12 protein-coding genes and 2 pseudogenes are annotated in these 25,696 nt (G+C 59.3%); 6 read left to right on the forward strand and 8 right to left on the reverse strand.

Features of this window, described 5'->3' with window-relative positions:
• Window positions 1–217: 217 nt before the first annotated feature.
• Both LJ760_RS11920 and LJ760_RS11925 read right to left on the reverse strand, forming a co-directional pair.
• Window positions 218–1,123 (reverse strand): annotated as a pseudogene (locus LJ760_RS11920) (RNA polymerase sigma factor); the annotation flags it as partial.
• Window positions 1,124–1,474: 351 nt separating this feature from the next.
• Window positions 1,475–2,728: pseudogene (locus tag LJ760_RS11925) on the reverse strand (DEAD/DEAH box helicase); the annotation flags it as partial.
• A 72-nt stretch (window positions 2,729–2,800) separates the two neighbouring features.
• Between LJ760_RS11925 and LJ760_RS11930 the strand changes: the two are divergent.
• The 5 genes from LJ760_RS11930 to LJ760_RS11950 all read left to right on the forward strand — a co-directional run bounded on the left by LJ760_RS11930 (window position 2,801) and on the right by LJ760_RS11950 (window position 14,130).
• On the forward strand, window positions 2,801–3,238 hold the full coding sequence (locus tag LJ760_RS11930; protein WP_227923227.1) for a very short patch repair endonuclease: 438 nt from the start codon (window positions 2,801–2,803) through the stop codon (window positions 3,236–3,238).
• Window positions 3,239–3,311: 73 nt separating this feature from the next.
• On the forward strand, window positions 3,312–4,667 hold the full coding sequence (locus tag LJ760_RS11935) for a DNA cytosine methyltransferase (RefSeq protein WP_227923293.1): 1,356 nt from the start codon (window positions 3,312–3,314) through the stop codon (window positions 4,665–4,667).
• Window positions 4,668–4,675: 8 nt separating this feature from the next.
• Window positions 4,676–7,108, forward strand: coding sequence for a hypothetical protein (locus LJ760_RS11940; RefSeq protein WP_227923229.1), 2,433 nt, complete (start codon window positions 4,676–4,678; stop codon window positions 7,106–7,108).
• Window positions 7,109–7,159: 51 nt separating this feature from the next.
• A complete protein-coding gene (locus LJ760_RS11945) occupies window positions 7,160–8,548 on the forward strand; it encodes a hypothetical protein (RefSeq protein WP_227923231.1) in 1,389 nt (462 codons plus the stop codon).
• Window positions 8,545–14,130 (forward strand): ATP-binding protein, encoded by a 5,586-nt coding sequence (locus LJ760_RS11950; protein WP_227923234.1) that lies wholly within the window; start codon window positions 8,545–8,547, stop codon window positions 14,128–14,130. The genes LJ760_RS11945 and LJ760_RS11950 overlap by 4 nt, the downstream gene beginning before the upstream one ends.
• A 332-nt stretch (window positions 14,131–14,462) precedes the next feature.
• On the opposite strand, the gene LJ760_RS11955 is transcribed toward LJ760_RS11950, so the two are convergent.
• From LJ760_RS11955 to LJ760_RS11980, 6 genes are all read right to left on the reverse strand, one after another.
• Window positions 14,463–16,136, reverse strand: a complete 1,674-nt coding sequence (locus tag LJ760_RS11955; protein ID WP_227923236.1) for a nuclease-related domain-containing DEAD/DEAH box helicase — start codon at window positions 16,134–16,136, stop codon at window positions 14,463–14,465.
• Window positions 16,137–16,377: 241 nt separating this feature from the next.
• Entirely contained in the window at window positions 16,378–16,662 is a 285-nt protein-coding gene (locus LJ760_RS11960) for a hypothetical protein (protein ID WP_227923238.1), read from the reverse strand.
• Between the two features lie 189 nt (window positions 16,663–16,851).
• Window positions 16,852–19,932 (reverse strand): type I restriction endonuclease subunit R, encoded by a 3,081-nt coding sequence (locus LJ760_RS11965; protein WP_227923240.1) that lies wholly within the window; start codon window positions 19,930–19,932, stop codon window positions 16,852–16,854.
• A 12-nt stretch (window positions 19,933–19,944) separates the two neighbouring features.
• Window positions 19,945–20,883 carry a restriction endonuclease gene (locus tag LJ760_RS11970; protein WP_227923242.1) on the reverse strand — a complete coding sequence of 313 codons (939 nt, stop codon included), beginning with the start codon at window positions 20,881–20,883 and terminating at the stop codon, window positions 19,945–19,947.
• 2 nt (window positions 20,884–20,885) lie between these two features.
• Window positions 20,886–22,220, reverse strand: a complete 1,335-nt coding sequence (locus LJ760_RS11975; RefSeq protein WP_227923244.1) for a restriction endonuclease subunit S — start codon at window positions 22,218–22,220, stop codon at window positions 20,886–20,888.
• On the reverse strand, window positions 22,217–24,187 hold the full coding sequence (locus tag LJ760_RS11980) for a type I restriction-modification system subunit M (RefSeq protein WP_227923246.1): 1,971 nt from the start codon (window positions 24,185–24,187) through the stop codon (window positions 22,217–22,219). Before LJ760_RS11980 ends, LJ760_RS11975 begins: the two co-directional genes overlap by 4 nt.
• A gap of 693 nt (window positions 24,188–24,880) precedes the next feature.
• Here LJ760_RS11980 and LJ760_RS11985 point away from each other — a divergent pair.
• Window positions 24,881–25,591 (forward strand): hypothetical protein, encoded by a 711-nt coding sequence (locus tag LJ760_RS11985; protein ID WP_227923249.1) that lies wholly within the window; start codon window positions 24,881–24,883, stop codon window positions 25,589–25,591.
• Window positions 25,592–25,696: the final 105 nt, after the last annotated feature.

Genomic DNA, 25,696 nt, shown 5'->3' on the forward strand with positions numbered 1-25,696 from the left:
TGACAGGAGTTTCTCGCTCGAAGATGGTCACCATGACCAGTAGCTGGTCGGAGTCGGGCTCGATTTGAGCGATCACGCCGCGAAGGGTCTCGAAGGGACCCTCGATGACCGTAACGTGCTCACCAACTTCGAACTCCAACTGGGGGTCCTCCAGTAACTGTGGGGTCAGGGGACCGGACTCGGGCATGAACCTGGATGATGGCAACGGCACATGACCGTCGTAGTAGTCCCGAAGAACCTGCGAACGGGAGGGATGTGCAAGTTTTGCCATCGTTTTCTTCTCAATCTGGCGGATACGTTCTCGTGTAACGCCGTAAACTTTGCCGATCGCATCGAGTGTCTTCGGTTCGCCGTCCGTTAGGCCGACCCTCATGGCAACAACACCGGCTTCACGCTCCGACAGCGTATCTAGCACCGAATGAAGCTGTTCCTGGAGCAACGTGAAACTTACGACTTCTGGCGGAGTCTGATCGCTGGGGTCGTAGATAATGTCGGCGAGCGAGTCATCGCCCTCAGTGAGGCCCGGAACCTGAAGATTCAGGGAAAGGGGAGCGTGCCCGTAAGACTGCAGCTCCTCGACCTTCTCAACACTCATATCTGCCCGTAGGGCCGTTTCCTCGGGTAAAGGTTCACGCCCGAGGTCCAGTGCCAGTTGGCGCCGGATTCCCCTTAGCTTGCTCATGGCTTCCACCATGTGAACCGGGATGCGGATGGTACGCGCCTGGTCCGCCATGGCGCGGGTGATGGCCTGGCGGATCCACCACGTGGCGTATGTCGAGAACCTGAAGCCTTTAGCGTAGTCATAGCGGTGAGCCGCTCGTATAAGGCCAATATTTCCTTCTTGGATAAGGTCCAAGAACGCTAGACCACGTCCTGTGTAGCGTCTGGCCAAGGACACCACGAGGCGCAGGTTGGCCTCGATGAGGTGGTTCTTGGCGCGCCTGCCGTCGTGCGAAACCCACTGCAGCTCGCGCTTGAGCCTGGGGGCCATGTTCGGATCGGCTGCGAGCTTCTCTTCGGCGTACAGACCGGCTTCGATCCGCAGGGCGAGGTCGACCTCTTGGCTTTCCGTCAGGAGGGGAGTTTTCCCGATTTGCCGCACATAGTCGCGAACCGGATCGACATTGACGTCTGGGGATTCTTCATCCAGGTCGACGACGACGGCCGGTTCCGGCACTTCCGGCTGGACCCCTGAATCTCCCGGGGCACCCTGAAAACCCTGACCGACTGTCGGACCGACGGGAACTGCCCCCTCGGGACCCGACTCGGCGGCAGGCGATTCGGAAAGGGGATATGCGAGGAATGCAATGAGCCGATCCAGGTCGCGCGAGATGTCGAAGTACTCGAGCTCCTTTGCGTGGGGAAGGATGCGGCCAAGGTGCTCGTCCCCGCGGATGGTGGGGTCCTCGACGGTGTTGTTAGCGTACAAGACGACAAGACGAGCATGGCGGCCGTCGGCCTTTTTTCGAATGATGTGTCCCAGACGCTGGACCATCTGTCGCTGGCTGCGGTTGGCAGCGACGATTATCCCCAGATCGGCTTCGGGGACGTCGATACCTTCATCCAGTATTCGAGGAGCTGCAAGCACCTGGGAAATGCCGGTGCCGGATTCCTCCATGTTCAAAGCCCGCTCCGCCTCGTCCACTCCGCTATACAGGGCGGATGCACGGCAATCGGTTCCATCGAAGATGGATTGTGCTGCGCGGGCGGACGCCTGGCTCTGGGTGAAGATAAGGGTTCCCCTTGAAGCTGCGGCGGTCTCCCGCAGATGGGACATCGCTGCGTTCTTGGCTTCGGTTTCCGCGAGGAGTGCGAGCCTGGTCGACATCGCCGTCATGTACTTGCGGGCCAGAGTGGGAGCCAGTCCCACCTCCTTTGTCTCGGTGAGCCGGCCCACCGCGGCTATGAACTTCGCGAAAGGACTAGGCATAATGCGTTCATACCGTTCCAGCCACCGGCCGGCGTCATTCATCACTTCCGTGTGCTTTTGGTACTCAGCCATTTCTGCGGGCGCAAGGTCTACGCCCACCAGAGCCACTATGAAGGGAGAAATCACCTCATCACGCAAGGCACGGTCATACCAGAGGGAATAGACCACATCGCCAAAGAACGGATCAAGCCGGTCGAGCTGGGCGCCGTCCGTGCGTCCGTGCGTAGCGGTGAGTCCCAGGCGCCAGTCGAACCCGTCCTGCAGCGCATTCTCGAACATCGGCGACGCGTAGCGATGGCACTCGTCGGCGATGAGGAGCCCCGCCTTGTGTCCGGCGAGGAGCTCCCTTGTCGCAGCTGAATGGACAATGGCCACCAGAACGTCAACTGTTGCCAGGGAGTCCTGCCGCCCGTGCCCGAGGGTGCCTTGCTTGACGCCCGGAAGGGTCTTTTTCAAGGTTCGGACCCATTGGTTCTGGAGTTCAGTCGTGGGCACGAGCACAAGCACCTTGAAGCCCTTCCGCAGGGCATCAGAGGCAGCTGCGACACCCACTCGGGTCTTGCCCGCGCCCGTTACCGCTTCGACTATGCCTCGGCGCGCCTGGCTTCTCCAGGCATCGACCGCCTCCTGCTGCCAGGCATACAGGCCCGGGTAGTCGACTGAGGCAGGAAGCTCGTGCCGATAAGGCACGCCGTGTACGTTGCCCGGTAATGACCGTACCAAACCACTTGTCGCTGGACCGCGAGTGTCTTCCCCACCCCGCGCCTGACCGTTAAACATGATTCCCCCTAGAAACATCTGAGCCCAACTGTAATCTTCACCACGGACATTTTCGTTCTGCCGAAAGCGCCTGCTTCCTAGAATGGGGTTGTGGCAGACTTCATGGACCCGGGGCAACGCAGCGCCCACATGGCCAAAATCAAGTCAAAGAACACCAAACCCGAGCTGCTCCTGCGCAAAGGCCTTCACGCCCTGGGACACCGGTACCGGCTACACGACCGGAAGTTGCCGGGAAAACCAGATCTCGTGTTTCCCAGCCGCAAGAAAGTCGTCTTCGTAAATGGGTGCTTCTGGCATGGCCATGACTGTCCAGTGGGATCGCGCCTGCCCAAGACCAACACCGAATTCTGGCGGGATAAGCGGGCGAAAAACCAGGCCAGGGACGAGCAGCAGCTAGCCCAACTGGACCTTTTGGGATGGGAAAGCCTCGTGGTGTGGGAGTGCGACATCAAGGCGTCGCAGGGAGTTCCAGCCGCGGTGACGGAGTATCTCGGTGGACCAGCCAAAGCACACCGGAGCGCCGGGTAAGGAGCACGCCGCCCACAGCGCGGTGGGCCCGTCCTGGACTTCTGTCCGTGCCGTACGGCAGAATGGGACGGTGATGAAATATATTGACCTTTTTGCCGGCTGCGGCGGCCTGTCCCTCGGTATCGAACAGGCGGGCGGCGAGCTGGTACTGGCCGTCGAAAAATCCGATATGGCTGCCCGGACCTTCTACCACAATCTGGTGGGCGACGCCTCGGATATTTCGGGCTGGATGCGCCATGTCAACTCACCGGTCAAGGAGCAAGCCTCAGCACGTGTAGTAGTGCGTGAGCTTTCTGCCCTCCTCAGCGACGAAGAGGTCATGAGTGAAATTGCAGCTGAGGGGATCGATCTGGTGGTGGGCGGGCCTCCCTGCCAGGGTTTCTCGCTCGCTGGTCGTCGTAACCCGGAAGACGCAAGGAACAAGCTGCCCTGGGAATACCTCCAATTCGTCGAAAAGGTCCAGCCAAAAGCCGTCGTCATCGAGAACGTCGTTGGTATGAACCAGCGATTCTCTGAAGACCTCGAATCGTCATTCGTGCAGTTGCAGCAGGCCCTCCGGGAAACAGCACCCGGATACGAAGTCCAGGGAGTGCATGTCAACGCAATGCACTACGGCGCACCCCAGCACAGGCCCCGGCTCATGATTATCGGCCTTCGTGCGGACATCGCAGCAGCAAAGGGAATCGAAACTGAGGGCACCCTTTGGCGGTCCGGGTTCGCCGATGAGGTAGGGACGGTGCCTCCCCTCGCTCCGCAACCGACAATCACCCGTACGTCCCTGCGCACTGTCCGCCATGCTGTCGCCGATCTCCAGGACGGCAAGCCCGATCATGGAAACAGCGAATACCTGGCCGACCTCAAGCACAAAGAGGACATCTGCAGGTTGCCACGGCGGGGGCGGGTCTTGAACCACGTCACTCGGAAGCACGCGCCCAAGACAATGCAGCGTTTCCGCCTCTACCAGTACCTGAGCGCAGAGGGCCTGGACCAAAAGGTTGTCTCCAAGGTGACGTCACTCCCGTTCTCAGATGCACAGCTGTACGCGAAGACCCAGCTAGCGGGAGCGACAATGCCGGCCCAGTCCCCGGACGGCACCCGGCTCGCGAATAACCTTGAGGAACTCGTGGACCTCGTTATGGAGCTTGGCACGAGGAAACACTCGCAGAAGGTACTGGGATGGGACATGCCGGCCAGGACGGTGGTTACCCTCCCGGACGACTACGTCCACCCCGAGAAGCCTCGGATCTTCACGGTACGCGAGCTTGCCCGTTTCCAGGGGTTCCCCGATACCTTTGAGTTCCTCGGTAAGGAAACGACCGGTGCGCAGCGTCGCAAGGTTGAAGTGCCCCAGTATTCGCAGGTTGGAAATGCCGTCTCGCCGTGGTTGTCTAATGCGGTCGGACGAAAAATAGCGGAGGTTATTGCTTAATGGCACCAATGGGGGATTTTACCGAGGTGGAGCGTGCCAACCTCGCCAGTCTCGATGAACTAGGTCTCGAATATGCACTCTTGTCTCCAACGAAGACGGGCCTTGAAAAGTCCATCCTCGATGCCACGTGGGAGTACCGTGGATTCCTACATCGACACGGCATCCACAATTACGGCAAGCAGCTAAACGGTCCTGAACACAAAGTATCGGTGACAGCAACGCTTCTCGACCCTGCTGGCGAGCTGATCGAGACCAAGGCAAACTTCTACCGGTCTGCCACGAGGGGCGATACTCGCCTGTGGGTCACCGGACTTGGAGAGCATTGCGAAGGTGGGGAGGTCATTGCGAGCATCGTGGATGCCGGCCGTTTAGTCCTGATAAACGTGTCGCGTGGTTCTTTGGAAATCGAGACTGCCACAGATGCAGCAAAAAGTGGGGGAAATATGCAGGATTCAGTGGATTACTGGGGTGCGCTCCGAGAACTTTGGAGTAGGTCGACAGGAGGATCCGACGTCGCTGCGCGGCCTTCGGATTCCGTTGATTCTTTCTGGCCTACCGCACCCCGGGCGGCAGGGGTCGATGAGGCAACAGAGTGGTTCAGCGACGGTCTCCGAAACGGTGGTCTCCCCCGGATGCTCTTCCTCATCGGAGGACCCGGCGCAGGGAAGTCCCATGCGGCCGCAGCAGTGGTATCGGAATGGCGTGAGGTAAACGCACACAACGACGGTCTCGCCCATCGCACCTACGAATATGCAGTCGGTCCGTCCGGTGACGACCGGCTGGTCGTCATCAATGATGCAACCATCCGGAACCACGGACAGGAACAGGGCTCGCTAGTCTTGGACGCCTCGAATGCTGCGCGTGGTGGGGAGTACCTTCTCGCGTGCGTAAACCGTGGAATCCTTGTCGAAGAATCGGGGAACCCGCTGTCTGGTTCCACGGATGCCGAAGCAGGGGCATGCCTCGTGGCGTGGCTGCACGGAGGAAAAAGCCAGGACGGACTATGGGGAATATCCGCCCACGCCACAAAGGACTATTTAAAGTCCGGCACCCTAACGGAAGGCGGCACCCCTCGAGCGGAGATCCTTGCCGTCTATCTGGATACCTGCTCGATGTTGGAGGTCAGCCCGCGGGTGCGCATTACCCAGGGAGAGAACTCCACCCCTCGAATAGAAGCGAAGGCATACAGCGTCCAGGATTTCATCGAGCGCTCAGAGAAATCGCGGGAAACTCCCGCCGGGGTCTTGTTTGCCGAAGTGGGTGCCATCCTGCAGAAGGCGCACCAAAACAGTGGCGATGTGGATTTAGTCGACCCCATCGCCGCGAACATCCAGGCGCTCAGCAACCAATCCCTGCGCAACAATCTGGTGTCAATCCTGAGGAGCGCGGAGATCGCCTCGACCCAGCGGATGACCTTCAGGGAATTGTGGGGTGCGATAACGCGGACTGTCGTCGGCGAGCTTCCGAGCACGATATCCAGTGAGGAGCTGTCTTCGTTCCTCCGGGAAAGCCAGCCCGAGGGGGACCCCAGCGCGCGCTTTGCCTCATACCAGCGCCTGGCCGGGCTTCGCTACACGCAGGCAATATTCGGCGCCCGACAGCCGTATGAACCGTTGTCTAATCCAGTAACGCGACTTACGCACATTGTCGACCCAACGAAGGACGCACGTCCCGGCCGTTTCGACGGGACATGGGATTCCGGATGGGCAACCCCGGTATCCGATGCCTTTAACGGATATATGGCCCAGGGGTCCCCCATAGATACCCTGCGGTCTGCACTTCCGGAAGAGGACTGCTTTCACGAGGTTGTCACGGATTTCGACCGCGGCCTCGACGCCAGCTTCGTGGCCTTGATGTGGGATCCGGTCCTCACCGATCGTGCCCGCTACGAGGCTATCGCGTGGTACGGCGACTACCTGACCCGACTGTATGCCGTTGCGAACGGCATTCCAGCCTTCCGCAGCGAAATTGTCCTGTGGACGCAAACCTGGGACCAGACTCCGGTAGTGCCCGATCAACTCGATGCCCGGCTTAGGACCCTGCTCCGGCCGTCCAGCCGGCCGGGGGAGTACGGTGCATCTTCGATGATTCCGGTCTTCGACAGCCGCACAAACCCCATCCGGGGGACCCAGATCCAACCTAAGTTAGCGCTGAAGCTGGGGGACATTGCGATGGACACGGAAGCCGAGTCCGACTCTGTAGTTCTGCACCTATCCGAGCATGCAAAACGGGTTGCATCGATCGCATTGGACTTTTCGCTCATTCGCGAGGCATTGGCTTCCAACGACGGGCATGCCGGCGTGACGGAATTGACGGATGCCACTTCGCCGCGTCTTGAGCGCTTCCGGGCGGCAAGACTAGTCCCAGCCCAGCTGGATGGTGCGCACTACAGCGTGGTCAGTAATGACGAAGAAGCAAACCTAAGCGTGAGGGGCGAGTAAGACGTGTCGATACAACAAAAGATGATCCTCCCGCTCCCACGGCCGCAATACGTGGCTGTTCCCGAAGCACTAATCTCCGCGCTTGCTTGGAAGGCGTTCGACGTCGATCTCGGAGGGGAACCTACAGGCCTGGTCTACCGGATGGATCCGGAGAAGCAGGAAAAGCAGCCAAAGACATTCACCCTCCGAGCGACGGAGCCTGTGACCCATGAAGGCCTGGCCGAATTTGGCGAGGCACTCAAAGAATCGGGTGTGAGGTCGCAGGTCGCACCAGAGGTTTTGGCCCGTGCTGTCTTGAACAGCGTGGTGGGTGTTCGAGCCGAAAAGAGCGGAAAACAGCCTGCCACTCCCATAACACCGGGCCTGGCATTGCTTCAAAACATGCGCGGACTGCAGGGATCGAAGAATCCGCCCGACCTCGCGCGGATCATGGAAACTATGTATCTTCTGGGTGGCGGTGCCGAGCAAGACACGTCAGGGGGTATGACGACACGTTGGGTCGGCGCAGCAACGGCGAGAATGGAAATGGACAGCCTGCTTCGGGCCCTAGATGAGGCTGTTAATGGGTCACTGCTTGGGAAACCGCGAGAAGAAGTATCCCCAAAGAAGCCTGGCGCGCCCTTTGCGGGGAGCATCCTTGCCGGCACCCCCTACTCATGGTTGGCACGCTCGTGGGACACGCTAACGTCTCGTACCTGGGTCGAAGCCCTTCCGGCACGGGTATGGGTCGACTGGGCGACGACGGTCCTTCGGTTGGGGCTGGGAATGGGGTTCCTGTGGGAAGCGGCGTGGTACGAAACGATCGCCCGAAAGCTCCTCAAGGGCGAGTCACCCGCTCTAGAGGAGGAACTATTCGATTGGCTCACTCCTCAAGTAGGGGAGATCCTGCCGTGGAAGTCCTCACGCTCCACGACATCGGTGCGCGACGTTGCCCCAGTGCTTAGCTGGCGAATCCACCGCGGGGACAGGATACGCAGGATCCTATTCGAAGAGCTAGAGGACTATCCCGACGGGGAAACCTACGCACAAGCGTGGGAACGGCTTCTATCGAACCCCGAGTTGCGTTCCGAGCTGACCGCGGCCTTGGGAAGCAAGGAAAAAGGGGCCAACAACGCGTGGGAAGCAGTGAAGTATGCATTGCTGACCCGCGATGCGACGGGCCCGTCGGCGGACTACTACGGGCTCCTGAGATCTAACGGCCGGTATATGACCGTGGAACCCGGGACCGAATGGGTTGCAGTAGTAGCGAGCCTAGCCTGCGGGGCACCCGGGCATCAGTCCAATGTGGGGGCCGTGATGGACTCGCTGGCCGAATTGGGGATGCAACCAGAACTCAGCGACTTGGTCGCTCTGCTGGAGAGGGCCGGCCTCGCGCGCGGAAGCGCCGATGCGGACCAGGCAGTAATTGTACAGAGCGCTTTTTCAGGGGGAACTAAATGACGGAACCATCCCGGCTTATGGGGCGCGTGCTTGGACGCCTCCTGGCACATGAGGACGGCCTGGCGGCAGCATATCTCCCGCACGGAGTTAGCGAGCAAGCAGGCGAAGACATTGTGCGTGCAGCTAACCAGTTCAGGGGAGCCACCCCTCCCTACGCAATACTCGTCACAGCGGGAACCGACAACGTTTCGGATCCCGGGTGCCTCAAGCTCACGTCCCAGTCCGCGATCCAATACCGTCAGGGATCCCGACTCGCCGTCGTCGTCGGACGCCACCCGGACCTGGCATCCTTTATCCAGGCCTTCCGCGAGGTCCTGGGCCAGGATTTCCCGAATGGCACGTCCGGAAGGGCATCCCTCGTCGCCATTGCCTCCGAAGCGGTGGACCTGATGCTCTCCGATGCGGGAAAGACCGACGCTTCGTATTGGAACAGAGACGCTGCCGTGCAGCGGTTGGCGTCCGGCCTTGCCGACCTCAGCCGAATTCAGGAGAACCTCCGGCAGGGCACCAAGGCCTGGAATGCCTTGTGGTTCGAAAACGCTTGCGATGGATTCGACCGCTTGCAGGCAATTCTCACCCACTCCGCCTCGCACGAGCCGGAGCTGAGCCTGGACGACGTTTTCGAGCGGTACACCTACGCAGCCTTTGGCCTGCCGAGGCCAGCGAAGACCGCTGGCCTCGCTAGCAAGCATGGCGTCCTGATAGACGCGCTCGAACAGTGGTGGTCCGACGAGGATCAAGTCCAGATGACAGTCAAGCAGCTCGATCATCACCCAGAGACGTTCTCGGGGACGCATTCGTTGAGCCAGATGGAATGGAAAGGGTTCGACCAGACCCTGGCAGCAGAGGAGAACACGCTCTCTGCATTCATCCGGCACGGAGACGATATTGCATCAGTCCAAGCGTTGGCTGGCCTCACAGAAGGCCAGTTTGTCGATCCGCAGAACACCCAGAAGAAAAAGGCGGAACTGGTCCTTCTCTCGGAGACCGGCCAGAGCCGCGACATTCCTGCAGGCGCCACGACCCCGTTCTTGTTGGAGACCAAGGTCTCCGGCGGGCAGGCCTCGCTCCAACTGGTATCCGAAACCGTTCGTATCAAGATCCCGACGCTCAGTCCGGTGAACGAGGTGGACGGTAGCCAGCTGACTCTAAGCGCCCGGGCACCTCGAACGCAGTTGGCAGGTGTTCTGGAACGGGACGGCGACGGGGGGCTGTACTTTGTAGGCCATCTGGTTCGATCTGTCGGCAAGGCTCCTTTTACGTACGTCCCCAAACCCATTTCGATCGGCGTCGAGATGAGCCCGCAGGATCCGTTGGCCGGCAAAGTGGATGACTCGGCGACATGCACCGTCATCCTGAGGGGACCCGACGGCGCCGGGATGCTCTACTGGCCCGAGAAGGGAAGGAGCGGTGCCGGGAAGATCTCTTATTTGGGACCTGAGAAGTACAGCGCATTTGGTGAAGCCGTACTTAGTGAAGCGCCTTACTCCGTAGAGCTGCAGGACGTCCGGAATCCTTATAAAGCAGTCCTGTGGGCAGGCTTCGAAGCAGAACCAGAAGCCTTCGTCGAAGGAACAGCGGCAGCGCCGCTGCACGACCAGCCCAATGTTTGGTGGGCAAAGCTTCCGACCGGCAATGCGATAGAAATCATGATCGGCGAGCAGTCTTTCCAGCTGACCACGGCTCAGCCCAAGACGCCTTTTGAGTCCCCGGTGGTTGCCGCCGTACACAACCAACAGATCGGACCGGCCAGCGCCGACCCGGCCACACAGAAATCCGTTCGCGGGGCGTATGAGTCCTTCCTCAGCTCGTCCATAGGCGGCGATGCTTGGGAAATGCTCCTACGGACACTCGGACATGTCGCCGTTCCCGTCGACGGTGAAGGTGGCTTCGAGGACCTCTTGCCAGTCAGGGGCCTCCTGATGGGTGGCGACATGGCAGCCAACTGGCCCGATATCTCCGACTTCTCCGTCCCTGCGGACATCACAGAGTCTGTAGAGGCGGATGAGTTCCGTCATGCCTTCAAGGAGCTAGGCGTCGGGGAAGCCATCGAGGCCAGGACTGCAGACGGCGTGGAGTTCTGGGCCTGGCCCTCGCGGTCATCTTGGCGCCATCTATGGGACTCCGACGAAGGCAAGTTTGCCCTGCACCGCTACCTGGACGCGTACGCCTCTCTGGTGGAGTATGCGCGGCAAGGAGGAAACGCCGAGTCTATATTCTGGGCCACCTACCCCTTCAGTATTTCCGCATGGAAGACGGAAGGTGCCATCGGATGCCAATCGGTTCTCCTGAGTCCGTTGCATCCGGTTCGGTTGGCATGGCTGGCCGGAGTCGAGAGCACTTTATGGCATGCGTCCAAGGCTGAGGAACTGGCCGGCACCGTTGAAGGTTGGAATATCCCACTCATCGGACCGCGGGACAGCGAAAACGGCAAGATGATTGCCGTTCCGACGGATAGCGGGAAGGGACAGGTTTTTCTTGGCTGGTCCATGCTGGTGGAGGCCTCAGTGGACGGCCCTGCGCCGCTGCTTGCACCCAGAAAGCTGGGTTCATACCCGGCGCCGGGCAACGCAGCGAGCGGCCTCAATGCCACGGCCGCAGCCGCAGCACTTCGGAACTACCGGAAGATGAACCCCCACGTTTCCACCCTGACCGTTGACCTCGCGGCGGGAACGCCGACTACCCGCCTCAGCGAGGTCGACGATGCGGTCCTGTCGACTGTCAAGGAATGGGCCGGAAAATCGTCGCTCCAGCTGACCGGCGGGGCACGCATCTGGGACTCACTGAACCGTGGGGGCGAGGCGCCCAGAGAAGCTGTTACCCGGCTGGTCCGTGAATCCGGTGGAATCCCCCTGACCTGGTCGCGATACCAGCACTCGTCCAATACGCCCAAAGTCTGCAATATCCGCATTCTCCAGGACAGCGGAGTACGTGTAGGGGTGGGGGTCAACGGGCAGGGTAACTACGGAGTGATGGGAAGGACCCCTCTTCGTCGTCTGGAGGCCTACCTTCCACCATCCGCCGGAGCCAGAGCGGCGGAATCCCACCCTGCCCTAAGGACAGGAACGGGGTGGGAGCCGTTCACCCGGGCACTTATGGCCTTGGAAGGAGCGTCGGTGCAGCCGAAGGTGACCTCGAAGCTCTTCCATGCCTTGTTGGTCAATAAATCGGCTGACTGGACTGTGTCTGGTGAAGCCTTGATGAGTCCCAGTGCCATGGCGGAACTCATCAAGACCTCCAGCGGAAACGCCCAGATGCTTTGGGAATGGCGCCCGCCTTTCCTAGAGAAGGGGGACGTGCCTGTTCTGGAACGCAGGCCTTTCGTTTCCGTCACGCGGGTTCCACCAGGCTTTCGTGACCAAATCCGGTCCATGCTGGCCAAAGCGCAGGGCGCTGAACCATCCCAAGGGGCAATCGATGAGCTTCTGGGAAAGCTAGGGGCGCGTGGAGTTGGGCTTTCGTCGCTGTTGTCCATGGGCGGAACCCATGCGGCTGGAGCACTCGGATTCTACTTGGCTTTCGCGCTCATGGATCTGGCAGGTCCGGGTGAAGCCGAACAGTTCGTTCTTCCGATCGATGCCTGTGACACATTCCTCCGGGCGCTCTCGGGCGGGGCGGCACAGGAGGCGTCCAACCGGCGTGCCGATCTTCTGGTGCTGGGGCTTGACGATACGGGCCTCACCCTGACGCCGATCGAGATCAAGTTCTACGGTCTTGGATCCAATGGGGGCGGGAGCAAGAAACTGCCCAGTGTGGGCCACACGGTGTTGAACGAAGCAGTCGAGCAGCTGGCATCGACGATGGCACTCCTTGGCAAGGTGAAGTCCAGATGGGATGAACTGCGGGCCGGCGAACAAGAGGCAGACCGCGAGCTATGGGCTAATGCCATGGCCACGCTTGTGGAGACAGGTGTCCGCCTGTCTCCGCGCCACAGCACCCACCCAAATACGCTGGCGGACAGGCTCCAGAACGTGGCGCTGGGCGAGATGCAAATCCAGTTGGGTAAGCCGCTCATCACCTATTTCCTTCATGATGCGGAGACCGAAGCAGGGGAGGGATTTGAAACCTTCACCGGTCGGGCCAGCGGGTTTGGCGAATACGGTGCACTGGTCGCTAACGCAGGCGTGGCCCTGAGTCAGGTCGAAGACGGACTGGGTGCCATGAATGACGAGTGGGCCAGTTTGCTGAAATGGTCCGCCACACAGGACCCCGATGCCGAAGAAACACAATCTCGACCGGCTCCGGCTCCGGCTTCGATCCCGGAACCGGGTATAGAGTCTGGGGCTGGACGGCCCGAGGAAGTGCCTGACGCTGCGGATAAATCTGGCACTGTTAAAGAGGATGACCACCAGGGTCTGGACCCGCTGGAACAAGCCCCGCCGGTTGTCGAGCCAACGCCGGAACCCTTTGATCCGATGCCGGAGTCCGAAACACTCCAGAGACCTTTTAAGGACGGCATCCGCGGTGAAGGCGTAAGGTTCCCGGTCGGCCGTGTGCTCAACTCGATCGGCAACAAGGAAGCTGTCTTCTGGCCGGGCAACACTGCCCTGAACCAAATGAACGTTGGCGTAGTGGGCGATTTGGGAACGGGCAAGACCCAGCTGCTCAAAGCCCTCATCACCCAGCTCCGGTCCCAGGCTAGCGATGTTCAGGAAACGCCTGTATCTACGCTGGTCTTTGACTATAAGCGGGATTTTCAGGACGAAGAGTTCCTGTCCGCAGTTGGTGGCCGGGTCCTGCGCCCACAGGGTATCCCGCTCAACATCTTTGCGCTGCCCAACGGCTACACAAAGCTGGCGGCATACCAGCGAGCAACCGCCTTTACCGACATCTTGGCGAAAATCTATTCCGGTGTAGGACCGGTCCAACGTGAGCGGCTGGTTACTGTCATTACCAAGCTCTACGAAGACCAGAATGGGCGCCCGCCTACTCTGTCCCAAATCCTCGACGAATACAGGGAAGTAACCGGAACGGCCGACTCCGTGACCAGTATGTTAAGCACGTTCGTCCTAGGAGAGATATTCAGTGATGATCCGGACAATCTTGTCCCCTTTGGCGACCTGCTAGAAGACACTGTCCTTGTAGTCGCGCTCAGTGATCTGGGCGCGGACCAGAACGCGAAGAACGCCCTTGTCGTGCTCTTCCTGAATATGTACTACGACTACAAGCTGCAGAGCAGGAAGTGGCCGTATGCCGACCAGGAGTCGGGGGAGCAGTTGCGCCGATTGAACTCGTTCCTCCTGGTTGACGAAGCGGTGAACATCATGAGGTACGACTTCCCCGTGCTCATGGACATCATGCTTCAGGGCCGCGAGTTCGGTTTCGGAGTTATCCTTGCTTCCCAGTACCTCTCGCACTTCAAGAACACGCATACGAACTACGGGGAGCCACTGCTCACGTGGTTTATCCACAAGGTCCCGAATGTGACGCCTAGGGAACTCGAGCAGCTTGGCTTTAGCGGAATGCCGAAGGAGACAGCGGAGCGGATCACAAAGCTGAAGGTGCATGAAGCCCTCTACAAGTCCCTCGATTTTCCGGGGGTATTTGTGAGGGGAACGCCATTCTATGAGATAAATAAATAAATAAGGGAAAACGGTGGGCGGGAATCGAAAAATTCCCGCCCACCGTTTTCCCTTCGGCTATCCTCTGCCGAATACGCTCTCAATAATCTTCCCGAGTTCCAACGCAGTTGCCCTGTCGAGTTGAATGGTTTGACTTACCTTGGGATCGCTCTGTCGGTTATCTGATCCGTAAGTGGATAGATGAAGAAGTTGTTCACCGCTCGCGTTCAGGAGAGTCTGATAGGTGGCATCCACCTCGGACTCATGAGGTTTTATGTTTGAGATACTTTTTTCAAGTTTTCGTATGAGAGCCATGAATGCATCATAGGGGAACAATGTGGATTTCTAATGCTTTAGGGATTCCAGCTCATAGTGCGCCCCAACGCCAGCTCCAGCTCCCGCCCGCCGGCCTCGGCAATCAGCTCCGGATCTCCAACCACCACCAGCAGGCACCGCGCCCGGGACAGCCCCACATAGAGCTGCTCCGGAGCGCGAGCCATGTCCTTGAACCCGTTCACACAGAGGATTACGACCGAGCGTTCGAGCCCCTTGAACCCCAGGACGTGCCCGTAGAACTCTGCGTCGTCGTCGTGAAAGGACTTCCAGTACTCGGGGATGCGCTGGGACTCGTAATAATCCTGATGGATCGGATGGCGCTTGTTGGTGGTGAGCAAGGCGATCTGGTTGGCCGCCCAGCCCTCGTTGATGAGTGCGTCCACACAGTCGCTCGCGACGTCCAGCGCATCTTCGGTAGGGCAGGCGACGAGACGCACCGGCAGCCCGTCCCCGCCCCGGGGTGAGAAGTGTTCGCCGGCGAATCCGCGGAAGGTCTGTGCGATCCGTTTGGTGTTACGCAGGTTCTCGTCGATGTGCAGGGTGACGAGCCCGGCGGTGGGGTCCTCGGCCGTTCCCGCGGTTGCCGCGTCCCACCGCCCGTAGACGTTCTGCCGCTCGTCCATGAACGCGTACACCCCGCCGTCGTCGGGCTTCTTCAGACATGCGAGCAGCGCCTCCCACCAGAGTGGGGCGAAGTCCTGGGCCTCGTCGACGACGACGGCGTCCAGCTTCTCCTCGACCGGCAGGCGATCCGCGAGTTCCTTGAGCAACCGCGGCATCTCCTCGTCGAAGTACTCCTGTCCGGACCCGTCGGGCACGCCCAGGGACTGCGCGTAGTCGTGGAACTCGCCCACGAAAACCGGCCCGGCCTGCTTCCAACCGCCGACCTCGCGGCGCAGGTGCACGCTGAGTCCCTTGTTGTAGCAGAACAGCCCGACGCGCTGGCCGGCCTTGGCGAGGCGCTTGGCCTTCTCGACGGCGAGCCAGGTCTTGCCGCTGCCGGCGCCGCCGACGAAGCGGGCGCGGGTGATGGAGCGGGTGGAATCCAGCAGTACCTTCTGCCGGGTGGTGAGCCGTTCCTGGTGATCCTCCAGCTCGGCGGCGTCCAGACCCGGGCGGTCTGCCGGGGTCAGGTCGCCAGAGAGGTGGGGGAGGAGTCGCTCGAGATACTTGGGGGAGAGAGGGACGGACCCCTGCCCTTCCGTCTGGATAGCGGCCCTAATTTTTGCGGCGCTACCGGTTGCCAGCTCCGCCTGGTCGATGACGAGGCTGCGCGGTGTGCCGGCCATCTCCCAGCCGGGCTGGACATCCGAGTAGGGGAAGCACGCCATGTAGGTGATGCGGCTGGTCAGGGGAGTGCCGAGGCGGCTGCCGATCCAGTCTTTGAAGGCGTGCTGCGCGCTCTGGGCCTGGGCGACGGGGCTTTCCATACGGCGTTTGCCGGTCCTGTCGCTCTGGTACCACTGGCCGTTCTCCACGGAGACCCGGCCGCCCTTGACCTCGAGGACGGCGACGCCCACGCCGGGCCAGAGGACCAGGATGTCGATCTCGTGTTCGGCGCGGCCGTGGCGGATCTGGACGGAATGCGCCAGTACGACGTCGTCGGGCAGCTGGGCGCGCAGGGCGTTCCAGACTGCCCGTTCGGCTAGGTGGCCGTCCTGAAAGTCGGGCTCTTCCGGTATGCAGCGCACGATTCCCCCTTATCGTCCGACTGGTGCCGGCTCTGGTGGGTAATCTACCGTGCTCATCGGTCGAGCTATCGATTTGAGATTAGAGGGTTCAGTAATTGTAGGAAGCCGTTTTCTCTTGGTTGAGGACACCGCGCTCCTGCCTTCGTGCTGGTTCTTGTGGCGGTCACGGCACTTGGCTCAGAGGGATGGGAGAACGAATCCTTGATTGCAGGTTTACCCCACTGCGTCGTCGTGTGTAGCTCTACAAACCCGCGGCTGTTGACTCGTTTGAGAGGTTCTCGAACATACGAGCAGCATTCGCGAGACGCTCACGCTCAGCTTTTGTGACATGCTCGTAAACCTTTTGTGCATCTTCAATTGTATAAAGGGCGACAGTGCCGGCGCGGTTAGAGTAGGTCGGTTGGGGGAACTCAGCGTCACGTGACTGTCGATTCGCGAATGCCTGCGAGGACATCCCGAGTGCCTTAGCAATGTCGGACTTGGCGAGCAGGTTGTGATTAGTTTGGCGGTTCTTTGAGTGTTCCATCCGGGTATTCCTTAGGGTAAGGCTGTTGGCAATATAGGCATAAGGATCGCAACCTAATGCGACTCTCCACTCCTGCACCAGCTACCTTTGAATGCACTCGTTTTACCTAGACCTGACCAGTATAGTGATGGGTTGATTCAACTAGGACAAAGTTTCACAGCATGGTGCGTCGAGCTTGTCTTGCGACGTCTATCCCTGCAGCTCCTCATAAATCAGACCGCTCAACATAGCCAGGAGCGCCTGCATCTTCGTCTTGTCGCCCAACGCCTGCAGGCTCAGGCTGTAGTGGCTCTCCATGGAGTTCTGGACAGCGTCGCTGACCGCATTTTCGAGATGCGGGCTGCTGCCAAAGTGGCTGCGAGAGTTATTACGCGCCTGGGTCTGAAGGGTCTCATTCTTCACCAGCTCACGCCGCACGCCTTCCACAAAGTGAGCCACAGCGTCAAGCTCTTCGCCTTCGAAAGGCAGATTCGCCTGCTGGATGATTTCCTGCCAGCTGGCTAGCACCGGGTCCTTCGTCTGCCCCGAACCGATGTCGGTTGCCGGCTTCAGCAGTGCCTCATCGTCATCCAAGAGCGTCAACTGCGCCTGACCCTTGTCCTTCAACGCGTACTTGGCCAGGACGACGCCGGATAGGTCCAGAGCCACCGGAGCGTCGTTCACTCGCAGGACCGGAAGGAGATGCTTGTAATAGATGGACCGCTTCTCCAGGTCAGGGTCAGCGAAGTTCACTATCTGCGAGAGGAAATCGTAGGCACGGACGAAGGAACCCAGGTCCTTGCGGAACAGATCCAGTTCGTCCTGAGTAGTTTTGTCCCCGGCCGCGACAGCTGCGTTGTACTTGGTGTTGAAACGCGATTTTGCCGGCGCCACCCACCCCGAGAGGGCGTTGTTGCCCTCTTCCCGGATATACGCTTGCACAAGCCCGTCCACTTCGGAAGCCAGGTAAATCTGCGCGGCATCCAGTTTGCTCTGCAGATCGTGCACCGCATTAGGGTTGGATTTTCCCTCTATCCGGGCCGCGCGGAAGTACGGCTTGAACGACTCCAGAATCTCCTCAGGCTTGTTCACGAAGTCGAGAACAAACGTCTGGTCCTTGCCAACCGCGGTTCGGTTCAACCGTGACAAAGTCTGAACAGCGGATACGCCCGAGAGCTTTTTGTCCACGTACATGGCCACGAGCAGCGGTTGGTCGAAGCCGGTCTGGAACTTATTGGCAACCAGCATGATCTGGTATTCATCCGTAGTGAAGGCCTCAGGCAGGGTCCGGCCCTTGAGCTCGGAGTTCATGTTGATCTCGGTGAAGGATTCTGTCCCGGATACGTCGTCGTTCACTTCACCGGAGAAGGCGACCAGCGTACCCAAGTCTGAGTACCCGGCGTCGGCGATGTACTTGTCGATGGCGAGCTTGTAGCGGACGGCCTCCTTCCGCGAGCCCGTAACCACCATGGCCTTCGCTTTGCTGTCCAAGCGCCAGGCGATGTTTGCGCGGAAGTGTTCCACGATGACCTGGACCTTCTGGCTGATGTTGTACGGGTGCAGCTTCACCCAGTTCATCAGCGACTTCAGGGCCTCGGACTTTTCCACCTTGCTGTCTTCGGAGTCGTAATCGCGTCCGTTGTGCGCCAGCCGGTAGGCCACCTTGTAACTGGTGTAGTTCTGCAGCACGTCGAGGATGAATCCTTCTTCGATGGCCTGCTGCATGGAGTACAGGTGGAACGCCTCGGGAAGCCCGTCTGGCCCGGGACGCCCGAACAGCTCCATAGTCTTAGCCTTCGGGGTAGCGGTGAAGGCGAAGTAGCTGATGTTCTTGGCATCTGCCCGCTCGGCCATTTCCGCGGCCAGGTAGGCCTCGATGTCGATCTCGCCGCCGTCGTTGGCGTCGGAGAGTTCCTCCACCGAGAGGGCCTGCTTGACCTTGTTGGCCGTGGAGCCGGTCTGGGACGAGTGAGCCTCATCGGCGATGATCGCGAAGTTGCGCCCCCGAAGGGCGTGGGACTCGGCGATCGCCTTCAGAGCGAAGGGGAAGGTCTGGATGGTGACGACGACGATGGGCGTCCGGGCAATCAGGGCCTCAGCGAGATCGGCGGATTTGGAGCCCCGGGTGCCCTTGATGGGAACAACGACGCCGGACTTGTGCTCGATCTGGTAGATCGCGTCCTGTAGCTGTGAGTCCAACACGGTGCGGTCCGTCACGACGATGACGGAGTCAAAGATTTTCTGATCCTTTCCGTCGTGCAGGGAGCTCAGCTGATGCGCCGTCCAGGCTATGGAATTGGTCTTCCCCGAGCCGGCGGAGTGCTGCACCAGGTACCGGTGGCCCGGCCCCTCGGATCGAGCCGTTTCAATGAGCTTGGTGACAACATCCCATTGGTGGTAGCGGGGGAACAGCAGCGACTTGGTGATAACGCGTTCACCCGTGACCGGATCGGCTTTGTCGCTGACCTGCAGGTGCAGGAACTTGCCGATAATGTTCAGCCAGGCGTCAGGCTGCAGCACGCGCTCCCAGAGATAACTGGAGGCAGACCCGGTGGGATTGACCGGGTTCCCTGCGTGATCGCCGTTCCCGAGGTTGAAGGGCAGGAAACGAGTCGCCTTGCCTTTCAGCTCGGTGGTCATCTGGATTTCCTCGTTGCTGACGGCGAAGTGCACCAAGGCACGGCGTCCGAAGGCCAGCAGCGGCTCTTCTTTGTTCTTCGCGTTCCTCGGCAGGCGATCGTTTCGGTACTGGGCGACGGCGTCGCTAATGTTCTGAGTGAAATCGGTCTTGAGCTCGATGGTGGCAATGGGCAGCCCGTTCAGGAACAGGACCAGATCGATGCTCTTCTTGGTGTCAACCGTGGAATAGTGCACCTGGCGCATGACCCGCAGCCGGACCTTGCCGTAGCGTTCCAGCGTCTCTGGGTTCAGCCCCATCGCGGGCTTGAACTGGCACATGTCGAATTTCGCGGCCACGTCCTTGAACCCGGTGCGCAGTACGGAGAGCATGCCGGCTTCCTTGGTGGCGGGTTTATCCAGTACCTTGCAGAGGCGGTTCAGCAGGTTGTGCTCAGCCAGGGTACGTTCGGCCAGGGAATCACCGGGTTTAAGGACCTTGGCCAGCTCATGGGGTTGCGTGTCCTCCAGCCAGCCGATGACGTCCTCAGGTACGACGGCGCGTTGGGCGTCGTAAAGGTCGCTCGCCTTGCGCTGTGGCTCGTAGATCCACCCCTGGGCTGCGAGTGTCTGGCAGATTTCCTCTTCGAACATCACTTCGTTGTGCTGTGCCATACGTTCTTCCCCCTAGAATTTGTCGAAAAAGTCCTGATCGACTTTCTTGACGACGACGGTTCGGTCCACCTGTATGCCGACCCCGTATTCGAACATCAGGGTCGCAAGACGCTGCCCGTCGATCAGGATAAGTGTGTAATGCGCGGTGTCCCGGGCCACAGCCCGTGCACCGCTGGTGAAGCTGGACGTGGTGATGAAGATGCCTTTCGTGGCACGGAACTGGCCCAACGCACCGCTGAATGCCTGGACCTCGGGCGCACCGACGTTGTTGCCTTCGGAGTACCGCTTGGCCTGTAGATAGACCCGGTCGAAGCCCAAGGCGTCCTGCCAAACGATGCCGTCCACGCCCTTATCGCCGGAACGCTGGGTGGGCTTAAGGTTGTCTTCCCGGTCGGTGCCGTAGCCCAGAGCCCTTACCACAAACGGAATCAAGTGCTCGAAGGCATCAGGGGAGAGCTCGAGCAGGTTGCGGTAGATCTCATCGATAACCACTTGGTTCAGCTGCGCAGCTGACTGTTCCAGTGCCTCTGACGGATCGGACTCAACGACGACGGCGGCACCGTCTTCGCCTATACCGGATACCTGGACTGCCGAGGCAGCCTTAGGATGACGCGAAATCTCCTGATACGCACGGTACGGCTCATATTCCCGAAGCGACTGATGGGTTAACCGAGCACTCTCACCCGCCCGGCGAAGCCCCTCATCGCTGATCCGGTACTGCCCTCGGGCCTGGCGGACCAAGAGTCCGGCCTTCATGGAGTCGAAGACGGCCCAGTTGATGCGGTTGGCCCACCGTGCCTCACCGGAGGACATGACCTCTGCCATGTCTTCGGCTGAAAGCCGTTCCCGCTCAGCCACGGCTGTCCGGATCTCCGCGTTGCGCCGGATCTGCCCGTCGGCCATGATCCGGATGACGGGGTCGATGAATCCGTGCCATTGGGGCAGTGCCATGTTTACGCCGCTCCTTCGCGTACATTGATTTTGCCGGTGACTGCCGCAGAGATGAGGGCGGAGCGGCGCTCCCTCAAGAGTCCGATGACGTCATGAGCACACCGACGCAAATGATCAATGGTTGAAGTTCTGGCAGCCAGGTTTTCAGCGATGTCCATCTGTTCGTGCAGCGGCGGCAGGGGAATCCGCACTCTTCGAAGGCTTGCTATCGAAAGCCTTGGCAGTCCCGCACCCTTTGTATAGCTAGACACTTGGGATTGGATGGGTTTTGATTGGCACGCAAAGTCCAAATACTTGTTAAAAACGCGGTCCGCGTTCGGCCGGATTATTATGAGGCTCGATGCTACGACAAACTCCCGGTTCTCATTGACCACCGTTGTGCGCCCTATGGTTCCATCCTTGCTGAAGAGGAGGTCTCCGGCATGAGGCTGGCACCCAGCTAGGACCAAAGATTGATAGCTCTCAGCCGAGGTCTTTAGAGAGCCTTCAAAGTCGATCCCTGACTGTCCCATATCTTTAGTCGACACGAAGTCATACTCACCGTTTTCGGTTTCAGGGGAAACATGGGCTCCATCTGTAACCTTAATCGCTGCCTGCTTTAGTTGGCAGTGAGACCAATGGGCAGGGAGGTCGCCGAGTGAGGGAGTGTCAGAGGGCTTGATAGGGGCGGAAGGGTCGAGGCCATGCGTGACCGCGTGAGTGATGATGGCCTGGCGCTTCTCGGCCAGCAACTCGATAAGCCGCTCCTGTTTCGCGATCAGCTCGTCAATACGAGCGGTTTCCTCATTGAGGTACTCGCCGATGATCTTCTGATCATCAAGTGGGGGTACTGGCACCTCGAAGTTGGACACTTGGTCGGCGTTGAGGTTGTTCTGTGTATTGCTTCTATAGAGTTCAGGGAGTCGGCCATTGACGGCCTTCAATACATAATAGAGGTATTGACCGTCGATCGACGTCGGGACGGGATTAATGCCCAACAGTGCCTGGTTCCAAGTTGCTTCGATATCGAGGATACTGACTTCTCCGACACTGGCATACATGGCAAATAAGATTTGGCTAGGGCGTCCAAGTGGGAGGGTTTTGCTGGAAAACCCCCGCTCAGTGAGAGATTTTCCAGTGGTGGTGATGGTTTTCCTGCCGCTCATATCCCCAATGGAAATCCAGGGTATGCCAGTATCGTCAGTGAGCCAGTAGTCGTCTACGGAGGTGTCCGGGGTCCCACCGGGAAGGGCCGTAGAAACGTGCTTTAGGCGGGCGGTTCGCCACCCGGTAGGCAGTATAGGATTCCACGCAGACGTCGTTTTCGCGTACGTAGGATAAGGCCGTAACCTGGTCACTTCTCAACCTGAGTTAGGAGGGTCGTGATTTCACTAATGAGATTGTTTAGGTCGGTGTCGATCTCTTCTAATGAGCGAGGCGGGACGTACTTGTAGAAATGCCTAGTAAATGGGATCTCGTAGCCAACCTTGGTCTTGGACTCGTCGATCCACGCATCCGGAACGTGGGGGAGGACTTCACGGGCGAAGTAGGCCTGAATGTCTTCGTTGAGCGGTACGTTTTCGGTGTCACGCAAATCAGGATCTACTTCGGGCTTGCCTTGGGGGCCGGTGCAGATGTCGGCGGTTTCATCCCGTTCGGACAGTCCGACGAGTACCGATTTAAACACCGGGGCAGGTAGCTTTGCACCGGTACTGTTCAGCATCGGTTTCAGGACCTTCAGAAAAGCGTCACGGTTCTTGAACAAACAAGGATGATCTTGGGCGCCGGTTAACAGGCTCTTCCCCAAGAGCTCCCGGACATCATCCGACAACTTGAGGATAGGCTTCTGCGCGAGGACGGCGTCGATGCGTTCGGATGTGAACGCGAAGTTCAGCCGCAGCGGACGTTCCACCGTGATAGTGGAGTAGCCGAAGTCGCGGTTGTCGAAGATCTTAGAGGTCTCGCCGTCGTCCTCGAATACTCCGTAAAGCTGGACGATCCGGTCGATATCCTCGGGGCCGAGTTCCTTGCGTTTGGAGCCAAGGCTTTTGCGCATCTTGCGGTAGAACTCGACACCGTTAATTAACTGGATTTTGCCCGCGCGGCCAGGGGCTTTCTGCTTCTTGGCGTTGGACAGGATCCAAACGTAGGTGGCGATGCCGGTGTTGTAGAACATGTCTGTCGGGAGGGCGATGATCGCAGAGACGAGGTCGTTCTCGATCAGGTAGCGGCGGATCTCGGATTCACCGCTACCTGCGCCACCGGTGAACAGCGGGGAACCGTTCAGAACGATGCCGATACGGGATCCGCCCTCGTGCACCGGGCGCATCTTCTTTACTAGGTGGAGTAGGAAGAGCAGAGACCCATCACTGACGCGCGGCAGTCCCGGGCCGAACCGGCCCTCGAAACCGTTGAGCTCGTGTTCGCGCTGTATCTGCGGCTGGATCTTCTTCCACTCGACACCGAACGGGGGATTGGAAAGCATAAAGTCGAACTGCTCGCCGATGTTCTGGTCATGGGCAAGGGTGTCGCCGACGGAAATCTTGGAGATGTCCTGACCTTTGATCAGCAGGTCAGCCTTGCAGATGGCGTAGGACTCATCATTGATTTCCTGGCCATACGCCACGAGCGACGCGCTCGGATTGTGCTCGTGCAAGTGCTCCTGGGCAACGGTGAGCATGCCGCCGGTTCCGGCCGTGGGGTCGTAGATGCTGCGGACCACGCCTGGTTTGGTGAGGACTTCGTCGTCGTAGTTCAAGAGCAGCTTGACCATCAGCTGGATGACTTCGCGCGGAGTGAAGTGCTCGCCTGCAGTCTCATTGGAGACTTCCGCGAACCGGCGGATGAGCTCCTCGAACATCAGGCCCATCTCGATGTTGCTGATTGTGTCCGGGTGCAGGTCAATCGTGTCGAAAGCCTTGGTTACGTGGTAGAGCAGGTCCGCGGCGTCCAGCTTCTCGAGCGTCTTGTAGAACTCGAAGCGTTCGAAGATGTCCCGGGTGTTCTCCGAGAATCCCTGCACGTAGTTTTCGATGTTGGCCTTGATGTTGCTGGGGTCGTTCAGCAGGCGATCAAAATTGAAGGGCGACGTATTGAAGAAGCTGTACCCGGAAGCCTTCTGCAAAAAAGTATCCAGCGGAATGTTCAGGCCCTTCTTCGCCTCCTGCTCCGCGAGGACGGCTTCCTTGGTCTCCTCCAGGACGCAGTCGAGGCGTCGCAGGATGGTGAAGGGCAGGATCACCGATCCGTACTGTGCGGGTTTGTAGGTGCCGCGCAGGATATTCGCGATGCTCCACACCAGGTTGGCGTTGTTATTGCCGGCCACTGCTACCACTTTCTGTGCTGGCGGCGGGGTTTGCGTGAGTGGTCATCGCGGTCCCCGTCGTGCAGCAGTTATTGTTCAGTTTCATGCATACGTGCTCAGGGAAGATTGTACGGTCAGTGACAGGTGCCGGCCGTCCGCCCGGGCCCGGATGGCACGTTTTTGAGACTGCGGGGCTGGCGCCCCGAAGCCCGGTTGGGTACCCAATTCGCCCGCTTCGACACCAGCCGCTCGCACAGGGGGCTATCGGAAATGATCACTCTGTCACCGTGGAAAATCGCAGGCCGCTAACGACTCCGAGGACTACCATAACTATCACGTTCGTTCCGAGTGGGTCGTACGGCGGAATGGAAGCTCAACTACAGAGTCACAGTTGTCTGCGCCCTGAGGCCATACTGTCCCTGTTTGTTCTGGAAGGGATGCCATGAGTTTCGTCACCAATTCTAGCTACTCAACGAATAATCGCCTTGGCTGTGTAACCGCGTCGGTATCGCTTGCGTGCTCCCGTAGGACCGACTCGTAATTGGATCATGGGTAGAAAAGTACTAGGCGGGAATAATATGCAGATATTGCTCGCTAATTCGCCTTTGGCAGTCATTACACCCACACCCCAACAGGTAGAAATAGCCGTTGGGGAGCAACAATCATCGTGGTTGTGGGAGTCACGACTGGCCCAGCATTTGGGGGGGTCTTGCATTGGCCGCCGCGATCCTGGCATTCATCCGGCTTGGCCACCAAGTCGATGAAACTAGGAGGGGCAACGATGAAATAGCCCGTAAGAACGGTGAGGACCAATGGTGGGACACTCTGAAGTGGACTTACACGGAGGCGAAGGAATCGCAGGCCAAGGATTCCACTTTTCGTACAGTTGCTGCTGCTAGAACCCTCGATTCCCTGAACCAAGATCGAGGGAATCTGACCGTTCAGCAACAGAGAGCTGTTGAGAGCATCTTAGACATGTTTGGAGAATCGAAGGAACCGGAAGTAGAGGACGCAGTTGCACCTATCTACCGCTCCCTTGGGCGAATAGCTCCACGCGAGCTTGATCATGCTGTTTTTGAAGCCATCGAGATGATGGGGCTAACTGCGACGTTGGAACACCGCAAGGGTCACAGCCTGGGCGAGCATTCCGGTGTGATCTGGGATGGCGTCCTGACCGGTCCGAATGGAAATGAAGTGATTGTCGAGATTGCTGGACGTTACGGAATCGGCAGGTTCTCTCGCTTGACTGACTATATTAACGAAGCGCCCAACAGGTGGGCGGTCGTTGTCTTCGGTTCAAGGGTTTCGAAGGCCGAAATCGCTCAGCTCCGAGGGAGATCATCGCGTGTCCTTCCAGTAATTTGGGGTTCAAAGGACTCCTCTCGGGATTTGGCAGCAGCTCTTGATGAAGCTCTTAAGGCGTGAAGCGCAGCTGGTGCCTAGCCACGTAAGCGGATGTTCAGCGAGTGCTATCGGGCTAGAGCACAGCCCGCAATTCGGCACCCGCCCCTCCGTCTGGAAGGATGCTGG

Origin of the sequence: Arthrobacter sp. zg-Y895 (assembly GCF_020731025.1) — a bacterium.
Taxonomy (GTDB): Bacteria; Actinomycetota; Actinomycetes; order Actinomycetales; family Micrococcaceae; genus Arthrobacter_B.

Coding starts and splice junctions, on each gene's coding strand:
- LJ760_RS11950 (WP_227923234.1), top strand. CDS start 8,545: ATGACGGAACCATCCCGGCTTATGGGGCGCGTGCTTGGACGCCTCCTG.
- LJ760_RS11940 (WP_227923229.1), top strand. CDS start 4,676: ATGGGGGATTTTACCGAGGTGGAGCGTGCCAACCTCGCCAGTCTCGAT.
- LJ760_RS11970 (WP_227923242.1), bottom strand. CDS start 20,883: ATGGCACTGCCCCAATGGCACGGATTCATCGACCCCGTCATCCGGATC.
- LJ760_RS11965 (WP_227923240.1), bottom strand. CDS start 19,932: ATGGCACAGCACAACGAAGTGATGTTCGAAGAGGAAATCTGCCAGACA.
- LJ760_RS11960 (WP_227923238.1), bottom strand. CDS start 16,662: ATGGAACACTCAAAGAACCGCCAAACTAATCACAACCTGCTCGCCAAG.
- LJ760_RS11935 (WP_227923293.1), top strand. CDS start 3,312: ATGAAATATATTGACCTTTTTGCCGGCTGCGGCGGCCTGTCCCTCGGT.